Here is a 24,964-nt window from a genome sequence, read left to right as displayed (position 1 = left end):
TCGACGTCACATCATCGAAACACCGCTCGCCGGCATCCGGAGCCCGACGACGAGCCCGCCGCCGGACCGCGCGTCGACCGCGAGCGTCCAGCCGTGCACCCGGGTGACGGCCGCGACCACCGACAGGCCGATGCCGCTGTGCGGCCGTGACGGCCCCGCGGTCGACCCGGCCCGGTCGCGTCCTCCGCCGGCCACCCCGTCCGGACCCCGGCGGAACGGCTCGAGGAGCACCGGCACGGCGTCCGGCTCGATCGGGGTGCCCGTGTTCTCGACCTCGAGCACTGCACCGTCCGGCGCGACCCGGACCCACACGGTCCCGCCGGGACGGTTGTAGGCGATCGCGTTGTCGACGAGGTTCGTGACGAGCTGGTGGAGCAGCACGCGGTCCCCGCGGACGGTGGCCGACCCGGCGGTGTCGACGACGAGCTCCACCCCGACGGCCGCGGCGCTCGCGCGATGGAGCACGAGGACGTCCTGCACGAGTGCCTCGACGTCGACCGGGCCGATCCGGTCGCCGAGACCGCGGTCGGCCTCCGCGAGCACGAGCAGCCCCTCGATGAGCTGTTCGCTCCGCCGGTTCGCCGCGAGCAGCTCCTCCCGGGTCCGTCGGACGTCCGTCGGGTCGGCGTCGTCGTCGAGGCCGATCTGGATCGCCGCCCGTTGGACGGCGAGCGGCGTCCGGAGCTCGTGCGAGACGTGGGCCACGAACCGCCGCTGGCTCTCGAACGCGGTGTCGAGCCGCTCGAACAGGGCGTCGATCGTCCGGGCGAGTCGACGCAGTTCGTCGTCCGGGCCGTCGAGGCCGATCCGCTCGTGCAGCGTCGTCGCGGAGATGCGTCGTGCCGTGGCGGTGATGTCCTCGATCGGTCGCAGCATCCGCTCGCTGACGAGCCAGCCGACGCCGGTGGCGAGCACCCCGGCGATGCCGACGCCGACCGCGGACCACAGCCACTGCTCCCGGGCGGCGACCGCCTGCAGCGCGACCCCGCCGACGGCGCTGCCGCGCACCGGGGCCTCCTGCGCCACGGGGCCGCTCGGTTCCGTCGTCCGGTCCGGGTCCCCGACGTGCACGGCGCTCCCGCTCACGAACGTGCCGACGCCGTGCTGCGTGAGCACCGCGACGAACACCAGCACGAGCGCCGCGAGCGTCGCGGACACCGCCCCGAGTGCGAGCGCGGTCCGCGTCCGGATGCTCCACGAGCGTCGTCGCGGACCGCTCATGCCGCGCGGTCCGCGAGCGCGTACCCCTTGCCCGGTACGGTCGCGATCGGGTCGGGGTCGCCGAGCTTCCGTCGGAGCTTGCTCATGGTCACCCGGACGGCGGACGTGAACGGGTCGATGTTCCGGTCCCAGGCCTTCTCGAGGAGCTCCTCGGCGCTGACGATGCGTCCGTCCGCGGCGAGGAGCACCTCCAGCACGCCGAGTTCCTTGGCCGTGAGGTCGAGCGGCAGGCCGTCGCGGGTCGCCGTCTGCCGGTTCGTGTCCACCGTGATGCCACCGCGCTCGAGCACCGGAGCCACCGGCGCGACCGCCCGACGTCCGAGCGCGCGGACCCTGGCGACGAGTTCCGGGTACTCGAACGGCTTCGCGAGGTAGTCGTCCGCGCCGAGCTCGAGACCCTGCACCCGGTCGACGAGGCTCGTCGACGCCGTGAGCATCAGGATCCGCGTGAGGCCGCCGCGGGTCGACAGCCGACGCGCGACCTCGTCGCCGTGCAGCCCGGGGAGATCGCGGTCGAGCACGACGACGTCGTAGTCGTTCACCGCGAGGAGCTCGTCGGCGTCGTCACCCCGGAAGCAGACGTCCACCGCCATGTGCTGCCGCCGCAGGCCCCTGGCGATCAGCTCCGCCAATGCCCGTTCGTCGTCCGCCACGAGTACCCGCATGACTGCATGGTATTCCAGGATCCTGCATGCCGGTGTCGGTCACCCGGTGCGGACGGCCAGCGCGGAGGCCGGAGTGCGCTACTCCGCGAACGCGTCCGCGTCGGCCTGCACGACGGTGAGCCCGTCGCCGTCCTCCGCCACGTCCACGAGCACGGTGTCGCCGTCCCGGACGTCCCCCGCGAGCAGCGCCCGCGCGAGCTTGTCGTCGATCTGCCGCTGCATGAGCCGACGGAGCGGACGCGCCCCGTACGCCGGGTCGTACCCGCGTTCGGCGAGCCACGCCCGGGCCGACGGGGTCACGGCGAGTTCGAGCCGGCGGTCGGAGAGCCGGCGCGCGAGCCGGTCCACGTACAGCGAGACGATCTGGCCGAGGTCGTCCTCGGACAGGGCGTCGAACACGACGATGTCGTCGAGCCGGTTGACGAACTCGGGCTTGAAGGCCTGGCGGACGAGGTCCATCACGGCATCCTCTCGAGCCTCGGCAGGCAGGGACCGGTCGGTCAGGAACTGCGAGCCGAGGTTCGACGTGAGGATCAGGATCGTGTTCCGGAAGTCGACCGTCCGCCCCTGTCCGTCCGTCAGGCGGCCGTCGTCGAGCACCTGCAGCAGGACGTCGAAGACCTCGGGGTGCGCCTTCTCGACCTCGTCCATGAGCACGACCGAGTACGGGCGACGCCGGACGGCCTCGGTGAGCTGCCCGCCCTGCTCGTACCCGACGTACCCGGGGGGAGCGCCGACGAGCCGCGCGACGGAGTGCTTCTCGCCGTACTCGCTCATGTCGATGCGGACGAGGGCCTTCTCGTCGTCGAACAGGAACTCGGCGAGCGCCTTGGCCAGCTCGGTCTTGCCGACCCCGGTCGGGCCGAGGAACAGGAACGACCCCGTCGGCTGCTCCGGCTCGGAGATCCCGGCACGCGACCGCCGGACGGCCTCGGACACCGCGGTGACCGCGGCACGCTGTCCGATGATCCGCCGACCGAGCTCGGACTCCAGGTGCAGGAGCTTCTCGGTCTCGCCCTGGAGCAGCCGCCCCATCGGGATGCCGGTCCACGCCGCGATCACGGCGGCGATGTCCTCGTCGGTGACGCTGTCGTTCACCATCCGGTCGCCGGACTCGGCGCGTTCGGCGGCGGCGAGTTCGGCCTCGATCTGGGGCTTCTGCCCGTACTCGATCCGGGACACGGTCTCGAAGTCGCCTTCGCGCGCGGCACGGTCGGAGCGCATCTTGAGCTCGTCGAGCTGCGCCTTGAGGTCGCCGATGCGGTTGAGGGCGCTGCGCTCGGCCTGCCATCGGGCGTTCAGCTCGTCGAGGCGCTCCTGCCGGCCGGCGAGTTCGTTCCGCAGCGTCTCGAGGCGGGCCCGGGACGCGTCGTCCTTCTCCTTCTTGAGGGCGAGCTCCTCGATCCGGAGGCGGTCGACGGTGCGCTTCAGCTCGTCGATCTCGACCGGACTCGAGTCGATCTCCATGCGCAGCCGGGACGCCGCCTCGTCGATGAGGTCGATGGCCTTGTCCGGGAGCTGACGACCGGGGATGTAGCGACTCGACATCGAGGCCGCGGCGACGAGCGCCGAGTCGGCGATGGTGACCTTGTGGTGCGCCTCGTACCGCTCCTTGAGTCCGCGGAGGATCGCGACGGAGTCCTCGACGCTCGGCTCGCCGACGTACACCTGTTGGAACCGGCGTTCGAGCGCGGCGTCCTTCTCGATGTACTCGCGGTACTCGTCGAGTGTCGTCGCACCGATGAGCCGCAGTTCCCCGCGGGCGAGCATCGGCTTCAGCATGTTCGCCGCGGCGACCGAGCCTTCGCCGCCGCCGGCGCCCATCAGCGTGTGCAGCTCGTCGATGAACGTGATCACCTGGCCGTCGGACTCGTCGATCTCCTTGAGCACCGCCTTCAACCGCTCCTCGAACTCACCGCGGTACTTGGCACCGGCGACGAGGGACGAGATGTCGAGCGACACGAGCCGCTTGTCCTTGAGGGAGTCGGCGACGTCCCCCGCGACGATGCGCTGGGCGAGCCCCTCGACCACGGCGGTCTTGCCGACACCGGGCTCGCCGATGAGCACCGGGTTGTTCTTCGTGCGGCGCGTCAGCACCTGGGAGATCCGGCGGATCTCGGAGTCCCGGCCGATCACCGGGTCGAGCTTGCCGCTCCGGGCGATCGCCGTCAGGTCGACGCCGTACTGCTCGAGGGCGGTCTTCTGGTCCTCCTGCGAACCGGGAGCACCCTGCATGTTGGCCATTCAGGAACACCTTTCCAACTTGAGTCGATGTCTGTCAAGTTTACCGCCCGGATGGTCCGTACACAACCGACGGGAGGCGCGGGACCAGCCCGGGCCGCGCCTCCCGTCCGGCACGTCGACGGTCCGCGACCGGATCACGCGAGGTGGGCGCGGATTGCCTCGACGACCAGGGCGTGGTCGTCCGAGTCCGGCAGACCGGACACCGTCGCCGTGCCGACGAGGAGCCCGTCGGCGAGGCGGACCGGGACCGACCCGCCGGAGACCGCGTACGCGGTGGGGTCGAGCCAGGCGAAGGCACCCGAGCCCTGCAGGTCGGCCTCGAACCGGAGCGCCAGGCTCGCCCGGTCGTGTCGGCGGACCGACGCCGCCTTCCGCGCCGCCCAGTCGTCGTTCTCGGCACTCGACCCCGCGAGCCCCGCGTGGAACGCGATCTGCGCCCCTCGCCGGACCTGGACGGAGACGGGATGCCCACGCCCCTCGGCGAGGTCGGTGATGCGCTGCCCGAGGCGCCGGGCGTCGGCGTGTGTGAAGGACGGGAACACGAACGAGCGTTCCTCGGCGAGCGTGGCGGCGAGCAGCGCGGGGGTGGCGACGGCGGCGGACATGGTTCCCTCCCGGCGACGCCGTGGTGGCGTGCTCGCGCCGAGCCTATGCTCCGTCGGACCCCGCCTCCCGGGTCGCGGGGTTCCGGATGCCGACCAGGCAGACGATCCCGCCGACGACGAGGAGCACCGCCATCGTGACGACGGCACGATGAAAGCCCGCGACGGACATCTCGCCGCCGAGGACCACCCCGGCCAGCGCGACCACCACGAGGCTCGCGATGCGCGCGATCGCGTTGTTCACCGCGGACCCCACGCCGGCCTGCGTCCCCGGCACGGACCCGAGGATCGTGCTCGTCAGCGGCGTCACCATGAGCGTCAGCCCGAAGCCGAGCAGCAGCATGCCGGGCAGGATCCCCGACCAGTAGTCCGGGGTCGACGTGGCCGCGAGCATGAGCAGCGCGCCGATCCCGCCGAGGATCGGTCCCGCCGACATGAACACGCGGGGACCGAGGCGGCCCGACCAGGTCCCGACGGACGTCGAGAGCAGCAGGAGGAGGATCGTCGGCGGCAGCGTCGCGAGACCGGCGAGCCACGCCGGGAAGTCCCAGACCTCCTGCACGAAGAGCGTGACCGCGAACCCCATCATGCCGAGCGCCCCGTAGATGGTCAGGGTGGCGACGTTGCCGACGGCGAAGTTCCGGACGCGGAACAGCGCCAGCGGCACGAGCGGGGCCCGGGACCGGCGCTCCCACGGCACGAACGACGCCAGTGCGGCGGCACCGACCCCGAGGGCGGTGACGACGAGCGGCGAGCCCCACCCGAGTCGTTCCTGCTCGATCAACCCGAGCACGACCGCCCCCACCCCGACCACGGCGAGCACCGCGCCGACCACGTCGACGTGCTTCGGGCCCGGCGTCCGGACGTCGCCGGTGATCCGCCGGACGAGCACGATCGTCACGGCGATGGGGATCGCGGTCAGGACGAAGATCCAGCGCCACCCGATGCCGTCGACGATGAGCCCGCCGAGCACGGGACCCGCGATGACCGCCGCACTCGACCACGCCGTCCACGTGCCGATCGCCCGCGTCTGCGCCCCACCGCGGAACGCCGCGACGATGAGCGCGAGCGAACTCGGGGTGATGAGCGCCCCGCCGACGCCCTGCACGGCTCGGGCGACGATGAGGAACACCCCGTCCGGCGCCACCGCGCACGCGACCGACGCGATGCCGAACACAACGAGCCCCCACGTCACGATCCGGACCCGGCCGAACAGGTCCGACATCGAGCCCGCGACCAGGATCAAGGCCCCGAGCGTGATGAGGTAGGCGTCGACCGTCCACTGCTGCACGACGAGACCACCGCCGAGTTCGTGTCGGATCGCCGGGAGCGCGACGGTGACGACACTGCTGTCGAGGCTCGCGACGAACGACGCCAGGATCGCGACGACGAGCACGACCGACCGATCGCTCCGGAGGGGGGCGTCGACGTCGGCGACACCCGGCTCGGTCGTGGCCGCGCCCGGGTCCCCCGCACGGTCGGTCACCGGCGGGCCGGGACGGGAGCGATGGTGGCGCTGGACCTGCTCATGCGTTGGCGTTCCCTGCTGGTCGACGCGGTCGTCGTCGTGCGCGACCGTCACCGACGACGGTACGCGTCACCGGGACCCCCGGAACGACGAAGCCGCCGCACCTCGGTCAGGGTGCGGCGGCTGGTGTCCCGGGGCTGGGAGTCAGGAACGGTGGTCGGTGTTCGGCTGAACCGACGGACCGGGGTTCACGATCGGCTGCTGCTGCTGCGCTGCGTTCTGCGTGTACCCGGTGTTCTGCGTGTACCCGGTGTTCTGCGCCTGGTTCGGCGTCGACAGCGGGTCGTTCGGGTTGGACGTGGTGTCCTTGGTGTCCATCTCCTTCTTGAAGACGTTGATGGACTGGCCGAGACCCTTGGCGAGTGCCGGGAGCTTCGTCGCGCCGAACAGGAGCACCACGATGCCGAGGATGATCAGCAGGTGCACGCCGGTGAGGTTTCCGAGCATGGGTTTCACTCCTTGGTCTGTGGACTGCATGGGTGCGTGGTCGTCATCGACGGTCACCGCAGCAGCCCGGGTGCGTCAATGGTAACTCGGGTCGGCCCGGAAGCCCAGCGGACGCGGATGCTCCCAGTCCGCGCTCAGTCGTCCAGCCGCAGCACGCGGTCGAGCGTCCAGAGCACCGGTTCGTGGACGAGGGCGTCGTGGTCGTCGTGGTCGATGCCCGTCACCGCGAACTCGACGTGCTCCCCCGGCAACAGGGTCATGAAGCCCCGGTCGACGCGGCCGACGGGCGACACCCGGTCCGGTTGGACGAGGAGGTCCCGCACGAGCGAGCGCGCCTCGACGGTGAGCATCGCACCGTCGGCGGTGTCCTCGACCGTCGCGGTGAACGAGGCCGGCCGCCAGTGCATCCGCTGGTCCGGGAGCGGCGTCCAGACCGCACGGTGCCAGTCCATGTCCGCGACCACGAGCTCCTCGGCCGGGTCGGCGACGACCCCGACGTGTGCCGGGACCGCGAGGACGAGCACCCCGGGCCGGTCGAGCTCGACCGGCAGGACCGCCTCGGCGAGGATCGCTCCGGCCAGGTCGACCCGGCGGACGCGCACGGTCGTCGAGAGTCCGACCCGGCTCGACCGGATCGCGATCTCCACCGGTACGGGCCCGGGGATGCCCGGGTCCGCCTCGGTGTCCGCGCGGAGGCGCCGCACCGCGTCGGGATCGAGCACGGCCGTGTCGGCGAGCGCCCCGAGCACGCCCTCGTCGGAGAGTTCGTGGGCCGGCGGCGAGGACGCGGGGGCGGACCCGGCCACCCCCTGGACCGGCAGCGTCGCGGTCGACGGGTGCGGGCCTCCCGTGACGTCGTCGGTCACCGGGTCCGGTGCGCCGGACGCGACCGGGCGGATCGTCAGCAGGACGTCGTCGTACAGGCGGCGCAGTTCGTGGAACAGCGGCTTTGGCCGCCCGGCCCCGTCCACCGCCGCCCAGGACGACACCGCCCACAGGTCGTTGAGCTGCCAGACGATCGTGCCGGTGTTCCGCGGCCAGTGCGTCCGCCAGTGCTCGATGCCCGTCGAGACCGCACGCGTCTGCTGCAGCTGCGTCAGGTAGTGCCAGCGGTCGAACCCGGCGGCGTCGTCCGGGAACGACGCCGGGAACCGCGGCGCGAGACCCCGCGCCAGCTTGCCCATCCCGTCGGCGGCCTTCTGGTGGTGCACGACGCCGGGCGACGTCGGCGTCATCGGCTCGTCGGTCACCGCGTCGCGCATCGTCCGCCACTGCGGGGGCGCCTGCCACCCGAACTCGGCGACGAACCGCGGGACGGAGTCGCGGTAGTGCTCGTCGCCGAGCCGGTTCCAGACGTCCCACGAGTGGTGCGTCTCGTGGTCGACGTCGTTCGGCGGGACGTCCTCGTCGCCCGACCACGGTGACGCGACCGTGTAGAAGCGGGACTCGTCCACCGCGTCGACGATCGTCGGGAGCAGGTCGAGGTAGTAGTCGAGGCCGTACCCGCGGTCGCCGAGGTCGCGCGCCCAGTCGTCGACGTCGTGCAGCCAGATGTTCTCGTTGTTGCCGTTCCACACCACGAGCGAGGGGTGCCGGGAGAGCCGCGCGACGTTGTCCCGGGCCTCGGCGATCACCTCGGACCGGAACGGCTCGCCCTCCGGGTACGCCGAGCACGCGAACAGGAAGTCCTGCCAGACGAGGAGACCCTGCTCGTCGCACTCCTCGTAGAAGTCGTGCGACTCGTACACGCCGCCACCCCAGACCCGGACGAGGTTCGCGTTCATCGCCGCCGCCTGGCCGAGGCGCTCGTGCAGGTCCGCGCGCGTCACGCGGGAGACGATGACGTCGTCCGGGATCCAGTTCACCCCGCGCACGTCGACGAGCGTGCCGTTGACCGAGATCGCGAACGGCCGGCCGTCGGCGTCCGGGGCGGTGTCGACGCGGACCGATCGGAAGCCGGTCCGGAACGTCTCGCGGTCCAGGACGTCACCGTCGACCGTCTGCACCTGCACCTCGACGTCGTACAGCGGCTGCGCGCCGTACCCGCGTGGCCACCACTGCGCGGCCTCGGGGATCCGGACCGTGACGACCGCCTGGTCCTCCTTCGGGGTGATCGTGACCCGCGAGCGCTGCTTGGTGTCGTGGCCGGAGACCGTCACCACGAGGACGAGGTCGTCGTCCTCGCCGTCCTGGTCGAGGTCGGCGGTGTTCTCGCCGAACCGGTTCGGGCCGGAACGCTCGATCTCGATGTGCGCGTCGAGCACCCCCTCGCCCGCCTCGACGTCGACGAGCGGTCGCACCTCGCGGAGGCGTGCGGTCGACCACCGCTCGATCGCGACCGGTCGCCACGGGCCGCTCGTCACCGCCGTCAGCCCCCAGTCCCACCCGAAGTTGGACGCCATCTTCCGGACGTACGCGAACGGCTCGTCGTACGGGCCGGGCATCGTGCCGAACCGCCCCGCGAGCCGGCCCGCCTCGCGGTAGGGCGACTCGAACAGGATCTCGAGGTCGCGCTCGGCGTCCGAGACCGAGCCGTCCGTCACGTCCCGCAGGTCGAACCGGTAGCGGCGGTGCATGTTCCGGGTCGAACCGATCGGGACGCCGTCGACGCTCAGGGACGCGACCGTGTCGAGGCCGTCGCAGACCAGGTCGATGCGCTCGTGACCCCGTTGGTCGACGTCGACGCGGCGGCGGTAGGACCAGTCCGACCGGCCCACCCACGCGGTGTCGGCCTCGTTGCGGTCGAACGCCGGGTCCGGGATCAGTCCCTCGCGTACGAGGTCGACGTGCACCTGGCCGGGCACGGTCGCGGCGAACACCGCGCCGCGCACACTCGCCGGTGCCGCCGCCGGGACGCCGGACGCGCCGTCCTCGGCGATCGTCGCGGTCCAACCCGCGTGCAGTTCCTCGCGGTCGAGGGTCATGGGGGTCCTTTGCTCCGGCTCGCGCGTGGCGGTTCCGGCGGTCGGGACGCCGTCCCCGCGAGGTGCGGGGGTCCGGTCGTCATCACGTTCCGAGGCTGCCGATGGGGTCCGGCGCCGCGTCGGGTGCGCTCGCGATGGTAGTACGAGCGGGTCGGGAACCTCCAAGTGGCGCGAGTGGGCAGGGCATAGTGGAGCCATGATCAGCGTCGACCTCGCCCGCTCCCTCGCCGACGCAGGACTCCGGTGGAAGCCCGAGACCGGGGACCGGTTCGTCATCGACAAGCCGGAGGCGGACGAGGACGTCTACACGGTGTCCGAGATGACCGTCGAACGGCACGACTTCCCCACCGGGACCGTGCTCGGGTTCAACGGCACCACGGAGTGGGCGCTCGACTCCGTGTCCGCCTCCGAGGCCCTCTGGCTCCCCCGCGAGGACCAGCTCCGCGACCTCCTCGGCCGCGCGTTCGTCGGTCTGGCCCGCGTCGAGACCGAGACGACCGTCGTGCACACGGTCACCGCACGGATCGACGACGCCGACCGGACGTTCGCCGCGGCCGACCCGGCGATCGCGTACGGCGAGGCACTCCGGGCCTACATCGCGGCGTCGCTCGCGATCTGACCGCCAGCCGGACGGGAGGCTCGGTCCGGCCCGGCACCGCGCCTCCCGTCCGCGGCTGCACGGCTGCACCGCTGCGCCCCCCTGGGCGGCTGGACGTTGCCGGAACGTCCGCCGAGCGACCAGGAGTTGACTTGTCGAGTGCCGCGCAGACAGCGCGGACCCACTGACGACAAGGAGAACCGTGAGCGACACCTCATCCGTTCCCACGATCACCCTCAACGACGGCAAGGTCATCCCGCAGCTCGGCTTCGGCGTGTTCCAGATCCCCGCCGAGGAGACGAAGGCCGCGACCCTGGCCGCGCTCGAGGTCGGCTACCGCCACATCGACACCGCCGAGATGTACGGCAACGAGAAGGAGGTCGGCGAGGCCATCGACGCCTCCGGCATCCCGCGCGACGAGGTCTTCGTGACCTCGAAGCTCAACAACGGGTTCCACGACCACGACGCGGCGATCGAGAACGGCAAGAAGTCGGCGGCGCTGCTCGGCGGCTACGTCGACCTGTTCCTCATCCACTGGCCGCTCCCCGGCGTCGGCGACTTCGTCGAGACCTGGAAGGCGATGGAGGAGCTGTACCGTGACGGCACCGCCCGCTCCATCGGCGTCTCGAACTTCCAGACCCACCACCTGAACCGCCTCCGGGACGAGACGACCGTCACCCCGGCCGTGAACCAGATCGAGTTGCACCCGTACCTCACGCAGGACCCGCTCCGCGCCTACGGTGCCGAGCACGGGATCGCGACGGAGGCATGGTCGCCGATCGCCCAGGGCCTCGTGCTCGACAACCCGACGATCGAGCGCATCGCCGGCGCCGTCGAGCGCACGCCCGCCCAGGTCGTGCTCCGCTGGCACATCCAGCGCGGGGACATCGTGTTCCCGAAGTCCGTGACCCGGTCCCGGGTCGAGGAGAACTTCGCCCTCTTCGACTTCGCGCTCTCGGACGAGGACATGACGGACATCTCGACGCTCAACAAGGACGAGCGCACCGGGCCGAACCCGGACGAGTTCAACTACGTCCCGAGCTGAGTCGGCAGCACCGGAACGGGCGGGGTGGCTTCGGTCACCCCGCCCGTTCGGCGTTGCGGGCGTCCCTCGATCCGGTCAGCGCGGAGCGGTGGAGGCGGTCACGGTGAACTTCGGGGTGCGTGTCACCTGCCGCGTCGGGCCGACCGTCCGCTCGAGCACGTCGCGGTACCGCAGATGCGTGTTCCACACCACCCACAACGCTCCGCCCGGGCGGAGGATCCCCCGGGCGTTCCGGAACATCGCCTCGGCGGCATCGGTGCTCACGGTCGTGTCGGCGTGGAACGGCGGGTTGCAGAGCACCAGGTCCGCGCTGTGCTCGTCGAGTTCGTCCCCGGCGTCGGTCCGGACCGTCCGCACGCGGTCGCCGACGCCTGCGAGGTCCGCCGTGAGGCGTGTGGACGCGACGGCGATCGTCGAGACGTCGGTCGCGACGACCCGGACGTCCGGGCGGCGGAGCGCCAGCGCCGTCGCGACCACGCCGTTCCCGCACCCCAGGTCGACCGCGTCCCGTGCGGTGGGCACGGCATCGTCCATCGCCGCGACGAGCACACGGGTGCCGAGGTCGAGACCGGCCCCGGCGAACACGCCGCCGTGCGCGGCGATCGTGAAGGCGAGCTCGTCGGAGAACACGCGCCGCGGCCAGGGAGCCGTGACGTCGGCTCGGACCGCCTGGGCGCGGAGCGGGTCCATCGCGATGAGCAGCCGCGACTTGTGGCGTCCGCGGCTCGCGACCACCTCGCCGAAGGACCGCCGGAGGACGTCGTTCTGTCGCAGCGTCATGTACTTCGTCCGGCCCCCGGCGACGAGCACGACGTCCGGGGCGGCGTACCGAGCCACGGCACGGGCGACCTCGTCGAGCCGGTCGAGCGACTTCGACAGCCGGAGCAGCACGAGGCGGACGTCGCGGAACGTCGCCTCGAGCGTCGGCGGGTGGTGGAACCCCCGGCGGCCGAAGGTCCCGGCGTTCGCCTCGAGCGCACGCTCCCCCACCAGCGAGTCCTGCACGACGCGGACGTCGGACGAGCCGTGCAGTGCGATGAGGCCGATCGTCAGGACGCCGTACTGGTCGTCCACGACGGCGACGCCGCCCGGGTGCCGGAGCGCATCGCCGTGCAGGTGCGGCGCCTCGTCGAGGAGGAACCGGTCCGTGCCGTCGATCGACATGAGGTCGGGCCCACCCCCGGCGGGGTCGCGCCGGAAGTGGTCGACGAAGTCGGAAGCTGACACGGCTGCAGGCTACCGGGGTGCGCTGCACGGCTCCCGCGCCCGTCACTCCGCGCGGCCTCCGGCGCCGTGCTCCGCGCGACGAGCGCGCCGCAGCAGGCCGCCGACGCCCACCGCGCCGAGGGCCAGCACCAGCAGGACGATCGCCGACGTCCCCGCCGGTCCGGTGAACGCAAGCATCCGCTGCCCCGGTCCCGGCGGCGTGCCGTCCGGTGCCGTCCCGCCCGCCGAGGCGGACGGTCCGGTACCGACCTCAGGCCTCACCGGGACCACGACCTCGCCGACCTCGTCCGCGACGAGCCCCGCGTCGACCGACATGTCCTGCGTGACGCCGACCAGCCGTCCCGACGCTTCCACGCGCTCGAGCACCACCCGATCGGAACAGCCGTCCGGTCCGACGTCGGAGTCGCGCGTCCGGTCCGCGCCGACCCGGGGCGTGGTGAAGGTCGCCCCGTCGGGTGCGGCGACGCACACTCGGTAGGCACCGGGCCGCAGCCGGTCGAACCGGTACGCCCCGTGCTCGTCCGAGACGGTCGAACGCGCGGTGTCCGTCCCCGTGTCGTCGACCCCGGTGAGCTCGACGCGGACCCCGCCGACACCGGGCTCGCCGTCGTCCTGCAGGCCGTTCCGATCGCGGTCGTCCCACACGCGGTCGCCGATCGCGCCGGCGACCACGTCGATCCGCGCCGGACCAGAGGTCGTCGTCAGGACGAGCCCGTCGGCCGCCAACCCGAACCGGTTCACGACACGGTCACCGACCCGGGCGTCCGAGGCGACCGCGTGCAGGCCGAAGGTCACGGTCGCTCCCGGGGCGATCGGGGCACCCCGGACGATGCGGACCGCCGTCGCCGCGCCGAGGTCCGTCGGGCACCCGTCCGTGCCCAGGGCCTCCGCGGCGCACCAGACGGTCGACCCGTCCGCGGCGTTGCTCGGGTCCCGTGGGTCGAGCGAGACGTCGCGGGGCGGTCGAGCCGTGTACCGGACGGTGTCCCCGTCCGCCGTCCCCGCAGGTGCGGCGTCGAGCCGGAGCCGTCCGGTGAACGACGACGAGTTCCCGTCGCCGTCGGCCGGCAGGACGTCGACGAGGTCGACGCCGTCGAGCGCGCGTGCAGCGGAGTTCGTCACGCCGAGCGTCCACCCGAACCCGTCGCCGAGCACGACCACCGGCTCGACCGCGCGCTTGTCGACCGTCACGCCCGAACCGGCGATGATCTGGAGCCCCCGGGTCGCCTGCCGGATCCCCGGGTCGGAGACGTCGAGCGGGGAGGACACCTCGGCCGTGTTCACCACCTGGCCGCCCGGCGCGACCCCGGCCCCGATCGCGACGTCGTACGCGATCGGTGCGATGGTCCGGCCCGGTCGGACGTCACGGACCACCCACGTGACCCGCTGCGTGGTACCCGACGGTCCGTCGACGTCCTCGACGGACGTCGGTGCGATCGATCCGGACCCGTCGACGTACCCCGTGCCGGTCGGGAGCGAGTCCACGACCCGGACGTCGGCACGGTCGTCCGGCCGGGCGAAGGAGGTCAGCGACGGGTAGAGCGCGAACCGGACGGTGGTCCCGGCCTCGGCGTGGGCCGTCCGGTCCTTCGTGGTCTCCGGGTCCGTCCCCGGGTCCACGACCCGTTTGTCGATCCGCGCGAGCGCCGTGGTGACGACGAGGTGGTCCGCCATGCCGCCGAGCGCGAAGTCCGGATCGGTCTCGTCGCCGCGCCAGGTCGTGCCGCCGTCCGTGGAGAAGGACCCGAAGTTCCGGACCCGCGTGCCCTGCGGCGCGTCGAGGACACCCAGGTACGTCGCGAGTCGGGCGGTGGACCCGCCGTCGAGTGCACCGACGGCACGCACCATGCCGATCATCGCGGCCCCGCCCGGGACGTCGCCCGGCGCGTCGTACCAGCGGGCGTCCCCGTCGGCGCACCGCTGCGCCTGGGCGTCCGCCGGCGTCGTCCACGACCGGGCGGCGTACTGGATCCGGCCGCGGCCGGCGAACCCGTCGACGGTCGCCGAGGCGTCGATGCCCGGTCCCGGCTGGACCCGCTGGTACCGGTTGTCGAAGACGTCGCAGAGCACCGCCCGGTCGTAGCGCGTGAGCCCGGTGTTGCGGAGGCCGACGTCGGACCGCATCGGCGCCCCGGCCGTGACCCAGGGGTTGCCGGTCCGCGCCGAGTTGTCCGCGGAGGACCCGCCCGGGAGCGCACGGCGGTAGGTCTTGTACCCGGTCCCGGGCGACTCCGCGATCATCGGGAGGACAGCTCGGTTGTTCGCCGGGTCGTCCACGTTCGCCTGCCCACTGACCGAGTGCGCGTCGAGGGTGGAGAACGTGTCGATCGCGTCGAACCCGTCCGGCTGCGCGGGGAACGGGGACCAGAGCCGGACGAAGCCCTCGACGACGTGCGCCGCGACCCCGCCGACGATCGGTCCGCCGTTCTGGTTCTCGGTCGGGATGCCGGTCGGCGTGATCGCCGTGTCGGTGCCCGAGATCCGGACGGTCACCGGGGCGCCGGGTGCGGACTGCGAGCAGGTGATCGTGCCGGAGTCGCGGACGTTCCGAGCGCCACCGCCCGACCCGCCCGGGAGGGCTGGGAAGAGCGCCAGGGTGTTCGGCCCGCAGGCGCTGCCGCCGTCGCCCGGGAAGAGCACGGTCTCGCTCGACGATCCCCCGGTCATGCGACTGACGTCGTCGGTGAACGACAGGTCGCCGGAGAGCTGTTCGAAGCCGAGCAGGCGGTTGTCGTCGGGCACGATCGGCCGCCAGGTGACACCGATCGGGTACGTGGTCGTGTACCCGATCGTCGAGCCGTCCGGTCCCACGACGCCCGGGCGGACGATCGGGGCGACCGCGTCCTTCGTGAGGTCGTACCGCGGCGCGGCCGACACCCGCACCGGTGGCGCGACCGCGGTCGCGACGTCGGCACCGTTCCGGGTGAGCGTGCCGCTGAGCACGACGCGGTCGCCGTTCCGTGCCGGCCCGCTCACCGACACCACGACGGGCAGCGAGCGGACGGCGCCCGGTTCGAGGGACCCCAGCTCGCAGACCAGGGTGGAGCCACGGTTCTCCGAGCCCGCTCCGCACGCGTTCGGCATCGACGAGAACGTCGCGTCCCCCGGCAGCGTCAGCACGATGTGCGCGCCCGGAGCTTCGTCGCGGTCGGCACGGACCGTGACCTCGTAGGTGAGCGAGTCGTTCGTCCGGACGACGTCGTCCCCGGGGCCGACGTCGCCGCCCGGGGCGTCCGTGGTGAACGGCGCCGTCCCGGAGCTCGTCAGGGCTATCACGAGGGGCGCGTCCGCGGCGACGACCGGGTGGTCCGCGGGCGCAGCCAGTGGCACGGCCATCGCACCGTCGCTCGCCCCGACGACCAGCGCCGTCATCATCAGTGCCGCAAGGCAGCCCCTCGTCCGTCGCGACATGCGCACCGATCCTCCGCTCTCCGCGCCGTTCGGGCGTGGGACGCCGGTTCGGGCGTCGGCGAGCAACCTACGATGAGGTCGAGTGCGTCCGGAAATGTGCTGCATACCGTGTTCCGCACGTCGGGCAGCCGGTGGCTCCGACCGCGGAACCGATCAGGGGCGCGGCGGACGCCAGAGCACGATCTGCGTGTTGCGCTCGGGGCGGACCCCGGCGCGGAGCGGGACCGCACTGCCGAGCGAGTTGGCGGCGAACACCCGCGCGCCCGGCCGACTGATCAGCTCGGTCGCAAGTGCCGACTCCAGCTCGCGCACGCGTTCGCGGAGCGCGGCGTTCTCGTTCTCGAGGTCGAGCACGCGGCGGATGCCCTCCAGCGAGACGCCCTCGCCGCTCAGCCGAGCGACCTCGCGGAGCTGCCCGACGTCGTGCATGGAGTAGCGACGCGACCCACCCCGGGTGCGCTGCGGGACGACCAGCCCGAGACGGTCGTACTGCCGGAGCGTCTGCGGATGCATCTCCGCGAGCTCCGCAGCCATGGCGATGGCGAAGACGGGCGAGTACTCGTCCATGGCGACTCCTTTCCGACCGATCGGTCACGTCCCGCACGGGGTGCGGAACCGGACGGGAGGCTCGGCGTGCGTTCCTGACGGAGCCGCACCGAGCCTCCAGTCCGGTCTGCTACTCGCGCGCCCTGCTCAGCAGGTCGTCACGGGGGTTCTCCACGGGCAACGCAGCCGCGAGCGCCTCGACGGCGTCGCGCGCCTCGGCCGACAGGTGACCCGGCACCGCGACCTGCACGGTGGCGAGCAGGTCGCCGGTCCCCTTCTTGGTCGTGACCCCGCGCCCCTTGACGCGGAGCACGCGCCCCGAGGGCGTCCCCGGCGCGACCCGCAGCTTCACGGGCTGTCCGGAGAGCGTCGGTACCTCGATCGTCGCGCCGAGCGCCGCCTCGACGAACGTCACGGGGACGTCCACCCGGAGGTTCAGCCCGTCGCGCTCGAAGACCGGGTGCTTGCGGACCGTGACCGTGACCGTGAGGTCGCCGGCCTCGCCGCCGTCCGGGCTCGGCTCGCCGCGGCCCTTCAGCCGGATCTTCTGCCCGTCGGCGACGCCGGCCGGGATCCGCACCGTCACGGGGCGACCGGAGCCCTGGCTCAGCTTGACGGTGTCCCCGGCGATCGCCGTGCGGAAGTCGAGCGTGGTGGTCGCACTGACGTCGCGACCCGGGGTCGGCCCGCCGAACCCCCGGTACCCGCCGGACGACTGCCCGAACCCGCCGCCACCGCCGAACATGCCGCCGAGGATGTCCTCGAAGCCACCGCCACGGCCCTGCGCACCCGGACCACCCTGCCCGAAGCGGACACGCTGTCCACCCTGCTGGCCGCCGAACATGCCGCCGAAGACGTCCTCGAACCCGCCCTGCCCGCCGGGTCCGCCGGCGCCCGCCGTGAACCGCGCGCCGGACCCCATCGCGCGGATCTGGTCGTACTCGGCGCGCTGGGACTTGTCGGAGAGCACCGAGTACGCCTCGGAGATCTCCTTGAACCGGTTCTCGGCGGCGGCGTCACCGGGATTGGAGTCCGGGTGGAACTGCCGCGCGAGCTTCCGGTAGGTCTTCTTGAGGTCGGCCTCGGACGCGTCCTTCGAAACGCCGAGGACCGCGTAGAAGTCCTTGTCGAACCAGTCCTGACTGGCCACTGGTACCTCGTTCCTCTCCGCGCCGCGGCGATCAGGCCGGGACGGCGACGGCGACCTTGGCCGCCCGGAGGACACGCTCGCCGAGCTTGTAGCCCGGCTCGACGACGTCCGCGACCGTCTGTCCCGTCGCACCCGGGGTCGGGAGCTGGACGAGGGCCTCGTGCACGTGCGGGTCGAACGCCTCGCCCTTCTCACCGATCTGCACCAGGCCGAACTTGTCGAACCCGCTCCGGATCTTCTGCGCGATCACGACCATCGGTCCGTCGGTGAGGTCGCCGTGCGCCTCGGCACGGGTGAGGTCGTCGAGCGCGGGGATGAGCGCCCGGATGACCTCGGCGATGACGACGTCGCGGTTCGCGTCCCGGTCACGCTCGACGCGCTTGCGGAAGTTCACCAGCTCGGCCTGCGCGCGGAGCATGTCCTGGCGCATCTCGCTGACGAGGTCACGGTCCGCGTCGGACAGCTCGTCCTCGGCACCGTGCCCACCGAAGAGGGCCGATGCCGCGTCGTCGAGCAGCGCCTGGTCCTCGGGGCTGAGGTCGCTCGCGTCGGCCTGCGCGGCCTCCGCGGCGCCCGCCGGGGCGGGGTCGTCAGACCCCGCCTCGACGTCGGCGTCCTCGGCGTCCACGAGCTCTTCCGGCTCGGTCACGTCGGCGGTCGCGCCGTCCTCGGAGACCGGTTCCTCGTTCTCGTTGCGCTTGTCGTCCGTCATCGCTTACTTCTTGTCCTTGTCGTCCTCGTCGTCCACGACCTCCGCGTCGACGATGTCCTCGTCGTCGTTCGTGGTCTCGGCACCGTCGGCGGGTGCGCCGTCGGCCGGGGCGCTCGCATCGGCCTGGCTGTTCGCGTAGATCGCCTCGCCGAGCTTGCCCTGCGACTCGTTGAGCTTGTCGAACGCGGTCTTGACGGCCGCGTCGTCCTCGCCGTTCAGTGCGGACTTCAGGGCGTCGACGTCGGCCTGGACGCTCGTCTTGACGTCCTCGGGCAGCTTGTCGTCGTTGTCCTTGATGAGCTTGTCGATCGAGTACGCGAGCTGCTCCGCGGAGTTGCGGGTCTCGTTCGCCTCGCGACGGGCCTTGTCCTCGGCCGCGTGCTCCTCGGCCTCGCGCACCATGCGGTCGATGTCGTCCTTCGACAGCGACGACCCGCCCGAGATGACCATCGACTGCTCCTTGCCGGTGCCCTTGTCCTTGGCGGACACGTGCACGATGCCGTTCGCGTCGATGTCGAACGTGACCTCGACCTGCGGGACGCCGCGGGGTGCCGGCGCGATGCCGGTGAGCTCGAAGGTGCCGAGGGCCTTGTTGTCGCGGGTGAACTCGCGCTCGCCCTGGAAGACCTGGATCGCGACGGACGGCTGATTGTCGTCGGCCGTCGTGAAGGTCTCGCTCCGCTTGGTCGGGATCGCGGTGTTGCGGTCGATGAGCTTCGTCATCGCGCCGCCCTTGGTCTCGATGCCGAGCGACAGCGGGGTGACGTCGATGAGGAGGACGTCCTTGCGCTCGCCCTTCAGCACGCCGGCCTGGAGGGCTGCGCCGACGGCGACGACCTCGTCCGGGTTGACGCCCTTGTTCGGCTCCTTGCCACCGGTCAGCGAACGGACGACCTCGGCCACGGCGGGCATGCGGGTGGAACCGCCGACGAGCACCACGTGCGCGATGTCGTTCACCGAGACGCCGGCTTCGCGGATGACGTCGTTGAACGGCTTCTTCGTCCGGTCGAGGAGGTCGGAGGTCATCTGCTCGAACTGTGCACGCGAGATGGTCTCGTCGAGGTTCAGCGGGCCCTCGGAGGTGAGGGTCAGGTACGGGAGCTGGATGTTCGCGCTGGTCTGGCTCGACAGCTCCTTCTTGGCCTGCTCCGCGGCCTCCTTCAGGCGCTGCTTGGCGATCTTGTCCGTGGACAGGTCGACGCCGTGCGCGTCCTTGAACTTCTTGACGAGGTGGTCGACGATGCGCGCGTCCCAGTCGTCGCCGCCCAGGCGGTTGTCACCGGACGTCGAGCGGACCTGGATCGTGGAGAAGTCCTCGTCCTTGCCCACCTCGAGCAGGGAGACGTCGAACGTGCCGCCGCCGAGGTCGAAGACCAGGATGAGCTCGTCTTCCTTGCCCTTGTCGAGGCCGTACGCGAGCGCTGCCGCGGTCGGCTCGTTGATGATGCGGAGCACGTTGAGGCCGGAGATCTCGCCGGCTTCCTTGGTGGCCTGACGCTCGGCGTCGTTGAAGTACGCCGGCACCGTGATCACGGCGTCGGTGACGTCCTCGCCCAGGTACTGCTCGGCGTCGCGCTTGAGCTTGCCGAGGATGCGCGCCGAGATCTCCTGCGGCGTGTACTTCTTGCCGTCGACGTCGACCGTCCAGTCGGTGCCCATGTGGCGCTTGACGCTCGCGATGGTGCGGTCGACGTTCGTGACGGCCTGGCGCTTCGCGGTCTCGCCGACGAGGACCTCGCCGTCCTTCGTGAACGCGACGATCGAGGGGGTGGTGCGAAGCCCCTCGGCGTTCGCGATGACGGTGGGCTCGCCACCTTCCAATACGGACACGACGGAGTTGGTGGTTCCGAGGTCGATGCCGACTGCACGTCCCATGTGTGGGTGCTCCTTCTGCTCATGCGGGTTGGGGAAGTCTCTGGGACTTGCGTCCCGATGGCTCAACTTTACTCCGTCCCACCTCCATGTCAAGCGGGACGCGTCGGACTTGAGTCGAATCGACACAACTCGCCGTACTGAATTCAGTATTTAACTGTGATATTCTCGTATGGTCGTGTCTGCGACATCCCCGCCGCCGTGCTCGTCACGGCCGTCCCTGAAAGATCAACATGTCTCACACCAAACGGCCCGCGATGTGCCTGCGCTCCGTGGGCGCCGCTGGCTTGGCCGCTGCCACCGTCGTGTCCGGGCTCGCCTTCGGACCGGCCGCCGTCCAGGCGGCACCGGCTCCCTCATCCGCCACCTCTTCCGACAACTCGGTCAACGACCACGGCATGACCGCGGTCGACCTCGGACCCCAGACCCTCGTCCGTGGTGCGACGAGCGACGTCGCCTTCGCGGTGCAGCGCGTCGACGCCATCGGTCTCCTGAGCGGGTCGAAGATCACCCTCACCGCGCCGGCCGGAACGACCTTCCCGGCACAGTCGACGGCCGTCGGCCAGTACATGACCCCGTCACAGCTCGGATGGTCGACGGACTTTGCCTACAGCCTGAAGGACGGCACGGTCACGAACGGTGGCCGGAACCTCGAGTTCACGACACGCGGTTCGGTGTTGGGAGTCGGGACGAAGCTCCGCTGGACCGTCAAGCTGAACGTCAGCGCCTCGGCCCCCGCGTCCGGTCAGCTCGCCTACCGTGTGCTGAACACGGCGTCGAACGGCTACGACCTCTCCGCGAAGGCCGGGTTCGACGTCAAGGTCGACCAGGTCGAGGCGCGCGCCGAGAGCGTCAACCACGACGCCCGGACCGCGAACCTCGTCGGACGCGCGACCCCGTACTCCCGCATCGAGGTCGGCAACCGGAGCACGACCGCGAACTCCTGGGGTGACTGGTCGATGACCGTCACGGGTCTGGCGCAGGGTGCCCAGAACCTCGTCGTCATCCAGAAGGTCCTCGACCGCGAGGTCAACCGGACCTCGGTCGCGGTGACCATCGTCGTCGGCGGGACCATGCTGCCGGACGTCACCCCGCCGGTCGCGCTCACCCGGGGTGCGACCGTCGAGGTGCCGTTCACGGTCAAGAACGACCAGCTCCGGGACTCCGCGAGGGGGCAGGTCGTACTGACGGCTCCCGCCGGGACGACCTTCGCTCCTGGCCAGAACTCGATCATCGCGAACACCCGCACCGGCGCAGGCGAGGGAGACTGGTTGACCAACGACTACCAGAGTCTCGTCGGCCCGAAGCTGACCGACGGCAACCGCACACTCACGCTGTCCCTCACGACGAGCAAGAAGGTGTACTTCCTCAAGGATCTGCGGTACCGCTGGAAGATCAAGGTCAACGTGCCCCTCGACGCCCCGGGCATCTCGAGCGGCATGGGCTACATGTTCACCGGGACGAGCGACGTGGGCGACTTCAGTGCGCAGGGTGCGACGGCCACGACGCTCGCCGAGGCGCCGCTGACGGCCGACGTCGACTCCGTGGACAACGTCGCCCGGACCGCCGAGATCTCCGGGACCTCGCTCCCCGGAGCCCGCATCGACGTCAACGGACAGAACCGGTACGCCTCCACGGCCGGCAAGTGGTCCATGACCGTCGCAGACCTCCGTGTCGGCGAGCAGACGCTGCCGGTGGTCCAGTCGGTCAACGGCGTCGAGATCAACCGGACCGAGGTCACGATCACCGTCCTCGAAGGCGGTGGCATCCTGCCGGGGTCCGTCCCGAACGTCGCCCTCGAGCGAGGTTCGGCCACGGACGTGCCGTTCGTCGTCAAGAACACGGTCGACCGCAAGGACATGGTCGGCGACGTCGAGCTCACCGCGCCGGCGGGGACGACCTTCGCTCCCGGTCAGACCACCGTCGCCGCACAGTACCGCGCCGGAGACGACGGCGACTGGAAGGACTATGCGCGTCTCGACCTGAAGGGTGCCGCCGTCAGCAATGGCGGCAGGACGATCAAGGGCAAGATCGACGGGACCGGCGGGGACATGCGCGCCGGTGAGCAGTACCGTTACGTGCTGAAGGTCGACACACCAGCCGGTGCGACCACCGGTCGGGGCCAGATGCAGTTCGACTACACCGGGACGAGCTCGGTCGGCAACTACCGCGCCCAGGGCGGGACCGCCACGACCATCACTGCAGCCGCCCTGACCGCCGAGGTCGGCATCGTGAACAACATCACCCGGACCGCGATGCTGTCCGGCACCGGTGTGAGCGGTGCCGAGATCGACGTCAACGGCCAGACAGCCACCGTCCAGAGCGACGGCAAGTGGTCGCGAAAGGTCTCCGGCCTCGTCAACGGACCGCAGCGCCTGGCCGTCGTCCAGAAGGTCAAGGGCGCCGAGGTCAACCGCACCGAGGTCGACGTCACCATCGTCGAGGGCGGCACCGTCGTCCCCGGGTCGGCTCCGAAGGCCACGCTCGAGCGCGGCGCGACGACCGACGTGCCCTTCATCGTGAAGAACGAGGAAGACCGGTCGCGGATGGACGGGACGGTGGAGCTGACGGCCCCCGCCGGGACGACCTTCGCGAAGGGCACGACCACCGTCGCCGCGCAGTACCGCGTCGGCGACTCCGGCGCCTGGTCCCGGTACGCACCGCTCGACCTCACGAACGGCCGCCTGAGCGACAACGACACGACGCTCAAGTTCGACATGGACACCGGGAACGCCCGGATGGTCAAGGGCGAGCAGTACCGGTACCTCGTCAAGGTCGCGACCCCGGCGGCGGCTCCCGCCGCCGACGGCACGATGGGCTACGTCTACGCCGGCGACAGCTCGAAGGGCGACTACCGCGCCCGGGGCGTCACCGACACGGTCATCGCCGACGCGTCCGACGTCATCACCGGTCAGACCGGACCCGCGGCCACGCTGGTCCGCGGTGGCGACGCCGAGGTCGAGGCGCGGTTCACGCTGGGGACCGACATCACCCGGCCGACGTCGCGCATCGAGTTCACCGCTCCGGCGGGCACCACGTTCCCGGCCGGCCAGGACACGATCACCGGTGGGTTCAAGGCTCCCGGGTCCGACAGCTGGGACGGCGGCGGCATGCAGCTGACCAACGGCGAGCGTTCCGCGGACGGCACGAAGTACACCTTCGACTTCAACGGCGTCTCCTACATGGGCAACGTCGCCGACACCGTCTACCGGTGGAAGATCAAGGTCGCCACGCCGGACGACGCCACCGCCGGACCGCAGGTGATGCAGACGCACCTCAGCGGTCGGACCGCCCAGGGGACGTTCGACGCGACCTCCATCACGCCGGCCACCATCCCGGAGCCGGCCGGCACCAAGCTCGAGGCGAAGGTCGACTCGGTCGACCACGCGGCCCGGACCGCCACGCTCTCGGGCACGGCGACGAAGGGCGCGACGGTCTCGGTCGGGTCGCAGTCGGTCGAGGTCACCGCCGACGACGGCTCCTGGAGCATGACCGTCCGGAACCTCGAGATCGGCACCAACACGCTGCACGTCGTCCAGACGATCGACGGCAAGGAGTTCGACACGCAGGACCTCGAGGCGGTCATCGGCATCAACCTGGACTTCCGGGTCACGACGCCGGAGGCCGACTCCGAACACCGGAACGAGATCGTCCTGTTCGCGGGCGAGGGTCGCGCCGGTGAGAAGGTCACCATCTCCGTGACGAACTTCGACAGCGTCGACGTCACCGCCGTGGTGGACCCGACCGGGCACTGGAAGGTCGACCGGTTCATCGGCGGCGGTCCCTACGTGTTCGACGTCGTGCAGCAGAACGCCGCCGGCGCGACCACGGGCGAGATGCGCGGCCTCATGCTGAACACGCCCGTCGACGAGGACCCGGTCAACCTGCCGTGGGCGGTCACCACGCCGACGAACGGTTCGGAGCACCGCGGCGAGATCGTCTCCTGGTCCGGGACCGGGAGCGCAGGTCAGACGGTCGAGATCGACCCGAAGAACCCCGAGCTCGCCACCGTGAAGACCGAGGTCGACAAGACCGGTCACTGGCAGGTCAACCGCTACATCGGCGAGGGCTCGTACAACTTCGACGTCGTCCAGAAGAACGGATCGGCGATCACCGGTGCCACGCGGAACATCCTCATCAACCAGGACGTGAACCTCGAGTTCGCGGTCACGACACCGACCGCGGGGTCCGACCAGAGTGCCCGCATGGTCACGTTCGAAGGCACCGGTCGCGCGCACGAGCAGGTCACCCTGCACGTGACCAACTTCGAGGCCGGCGACGTCACCGCACGGGTCGGGTCGAACGGGCACTGGTCCGTGAAGCGGTACCTCGGTGACGGGCCCTACGCGTTCGACATCACGCAGAAGAACCTGCGGACGGGTGCGACCACGGGCACGGTCAAGGACTTCCGTCTGAACCAGCCTGCAGTCGGCGCGGACAAGCCCTTCAGCGTGACCAGTCCGACCACCGGCAGCACCTTCGCGCCCGACACCTCCGTCCTGTTCCGCGGGACGGGGAAGGTCAACGCGCGGGTGGTGGTGAGCCCCGGCGCGGGTCTCGCCCCGGTCACGACGACCGTCGACGGCAACGGCGAGTGGTCGGTGTCGAAGTACCTCGGCAACGGCCCGTACACGTTCACCGTCACGATGACCCCGGTCGACGGCGAGGCGGAGGTCTCGGCGCCGATCAGCCTCACCCCGACGCGCTGACGTCGTCGGGCCGACCGGACGGCGAGCACCCTCGTCGTCCGGTCGGCCCGCCCCCTCCCGGCC

General features: G+C 71.3%; 16 protein-coding genes. 3 read left to right on the top strand and 13 right to left on the bottom strand.

Annotated elements, in window-relative coordinates; all coding sequences use genetic code 11:
• Positions 1-6: 6 nt before the first annotated feature.
• From ACO0E0_RS00820 to ACO0E0_RS00790, 7 genes are all read right to left on the bottom strand, one after another.
• A complete protein-coding gene (locus ACO0E0_RS00820) occupies positions 7-1,221 on the bottom strand; it encodes a sensor histidine kinase (RefSeq protein WP_422869480.1) in 1,215 nt (404 codons plus the stop codon).
• On the bottom strand, positions 1,218-1,886 hold the full coding sequence (locus ACO0E0_RS00815; RefSeq protein ID WP_422869478.1) for a response regulator transcription factor: 669 nt from the start codon (positions 1,884-1,886) through the stop codon (positions 1,218-1,220). The genes ACO0E0_RS00820 and ACO0E0_RS00815 overlap by 4 nt, the downstream gene beginning before the upstream one ends.
• Before the next feature lie 78 nt (positions 1,887-1,964).
• Positions 1,965-4,130: an ATP-dependent Clp protease ATP-binding subunit gene (locus ACO0E0_RS00810; RefSeq protein WP_422869476.1), complete on the bottom strand. Its 2,166-nt coding sequence runs from the start codon at positions 4,128-4,130 to the stop codon at positions 1,965-1,967.
• 134 nt (positions 4,131-4,264) lie between these two features.
• Positions 4,265-4,735, bottom strand: coding sequence for a heme-degrading domain-containing protein (locus ACO0E0_RS00805; protein ID WP_422869475.1), 471 nt, complete (start codon positions 4,733-4,735; stop codon positions 4,265-4,267).
• A 43-nt stretch (positions 4,736-4,778) separates the two neighbouring features.
• The gene (locus tag ACO0E0_RS00800; protein WP_422869473.1) at positions 4,779-6,218 is read right to left on the bottom strand and encodes an MFS transporter; all 1,440 of its coding nucleotides are present in this window, start codon (positions 6,216-6,218) and stop codon (positions 4,779-4,781) included.
• Positions 6,219-6,404: 186 nt separating this feature from the next.
• Entirely contained in the window at positions 6,405-6,707 is a 303-nt protein-coding gene (tatA, locus tag ACO0E0_RS00795) for a twin-arginine translocase TatA/TatE family subunit (protein WP_422869471.1), read from the bottom strand.
• Between the two features lie 134 nt (positions 6,708-6,841).
• On the bottom strand, positions 6,842-9,631 hold the full coding sequence (locus tag ACO0E0_RS00790) for a glycoside hydrolase family 2 protein (RefSeq protein WP_422869469.1): 2,790 nt from the start codon (positions 9,629-9,631) through the stop codon (positions 6,842-6,844).
• Positions 9,632-9,827: 196 nt separating this feature from the next.
• Between ACO0E0_RS00790 and ACO0E0_RS00785 the strand changes: the two genes are divergently transcribed.
• Entirely contained in the window at positions 9,828-10,250 is a 423-nt protein-coding gene (locus ACO0E0_RS00785) for a pilus assembly protein CpaE (protein WP_422869467.1), read from the top strand.
• 181 nt (positions 10,251-10,431) lie between these two features.
• A complete protein-coding gene (locus ACO0E0_RS00780; RefSeq protein ID WP_422869466.1) occupies positions 10,432-11,274 on the top strand; it encodes an aldo/keto reductase in 843 nt (280 codons plus the stop codon).
• 75 nt (positions 11,275-11,349) lie between these two features.
• On the opposite strand, the gene ACO0E0_RS00775 is transcribed toward ACO0E0_RS00780, so the two are convergent.
• The 6 genes from ACO0E0_RS00775 to dnaK form a co-directional block, all read right to left on the bottom strand.
• Positions 11,350-12,501: a class I SAM-dependent methyltransferase gene (locus ACO0E0_RS00775; RefSeq protein ID WP_422869464.1), complete on the bottom strand. Its 1,152-nt coding sequence runs from the start codon at positions 12,499-12,501 to the stop codon at positions 11,350-11,352.
• 42 nt (positions 12,502-12,543) lie between these two features.
• Positions 12,544-15,912, bottom strand: coding sequence for an SdrD B-like domain-containing protein (locus ACO0E0_RS00770; RefSeq protein WP_422869462.1), 3,369 nt, complete (start codon positions 15,910-15,912; stop codon positions 12,544-12,546).
• Positions 15,913-16,065: 153 nt separating this feature from the next.
• On the bottom strand, positions 16,066-16,479 hold the full coding sequence (locus tag ACO0E0_RS00765; RefSeq protein WP_422869460.1) for a heat shock protein transcriptional repressor HspR: 414 nt from the start codon (positions 16,477-16,479) through the stop codon (positions 16,066-16,068).
• Between the two features lie 109 nt (positions 16,480-16,588).
• Positions 16,589-17,608 (bottom strand): DnaJ C-terminal domain-containing protein, encoded by a 1,020-nt coding sequence (locus tag ACO0E0_RS00760; RefSeq protein WP_422869458.1) that lies wholly within the window; start codon positions 17,606-17,608, stop codon positions 16,589-16,591.
• A gap of 31 nt (positions 17,609-17,639) precedes the next feature.
• Positions 17,640-18,320 carry a nucleotide exchange factor GrpE gene (locus ACO0E0_RS00755; RefSeq protein WP_422869456.1) on the bottom strand — a complete coding sequence of 227 codons (681 nt, stop codon included), beginning with the start codon at positions 18,318-18,320 and terminating at the stop codon, positions 17,640-17,642.
• Between the two features lie 3 nt (positions 18,321-18,323).
• Positions 18,324-20,195, bottom strand: a complete 1,872-nt coding sequence (gene dnaK / locus ACO0E0_RS00750) for a molecular chaperone DnaK (protein WP_422869454.1) — start codon at positions 20,193-20,195, stop codon at positions 18,324-18,326.
• 284 nt (positions 20,196-20,479) lie between these two features.
• Between dnaK and ACO0E0_RS00745 the strand changes: the two genes are divergently transcribed.
• Complete coding sequence (locus ACO0E0_RS00745; RefSeq protein WP_422869453.1) at positions 20,480-24,901, top strand: RHS repeat domain-containing protein; 4,422 nt, start codon at positions 20,480-20,482, stop codon at positions 24,899-24,901.
• Positions 24,902-24,964: the final 63 nt, after the last annotated feature.

The organism is Curtobacterium phyllosphaerae (genome assembly GCF_049341865.1).
GTDB lineage: Bacteria > Actinomycetota > Actinomycetes > Actinomycetales > Microbacteriaceae > Curtobacterium > Curtobacterium phyllosphaerae.
The sequence above is the reverse complement of the archived record's forward strand: the minus strand, read 5'-3'. Positions and strand labels throughout refer to the sequence as shown.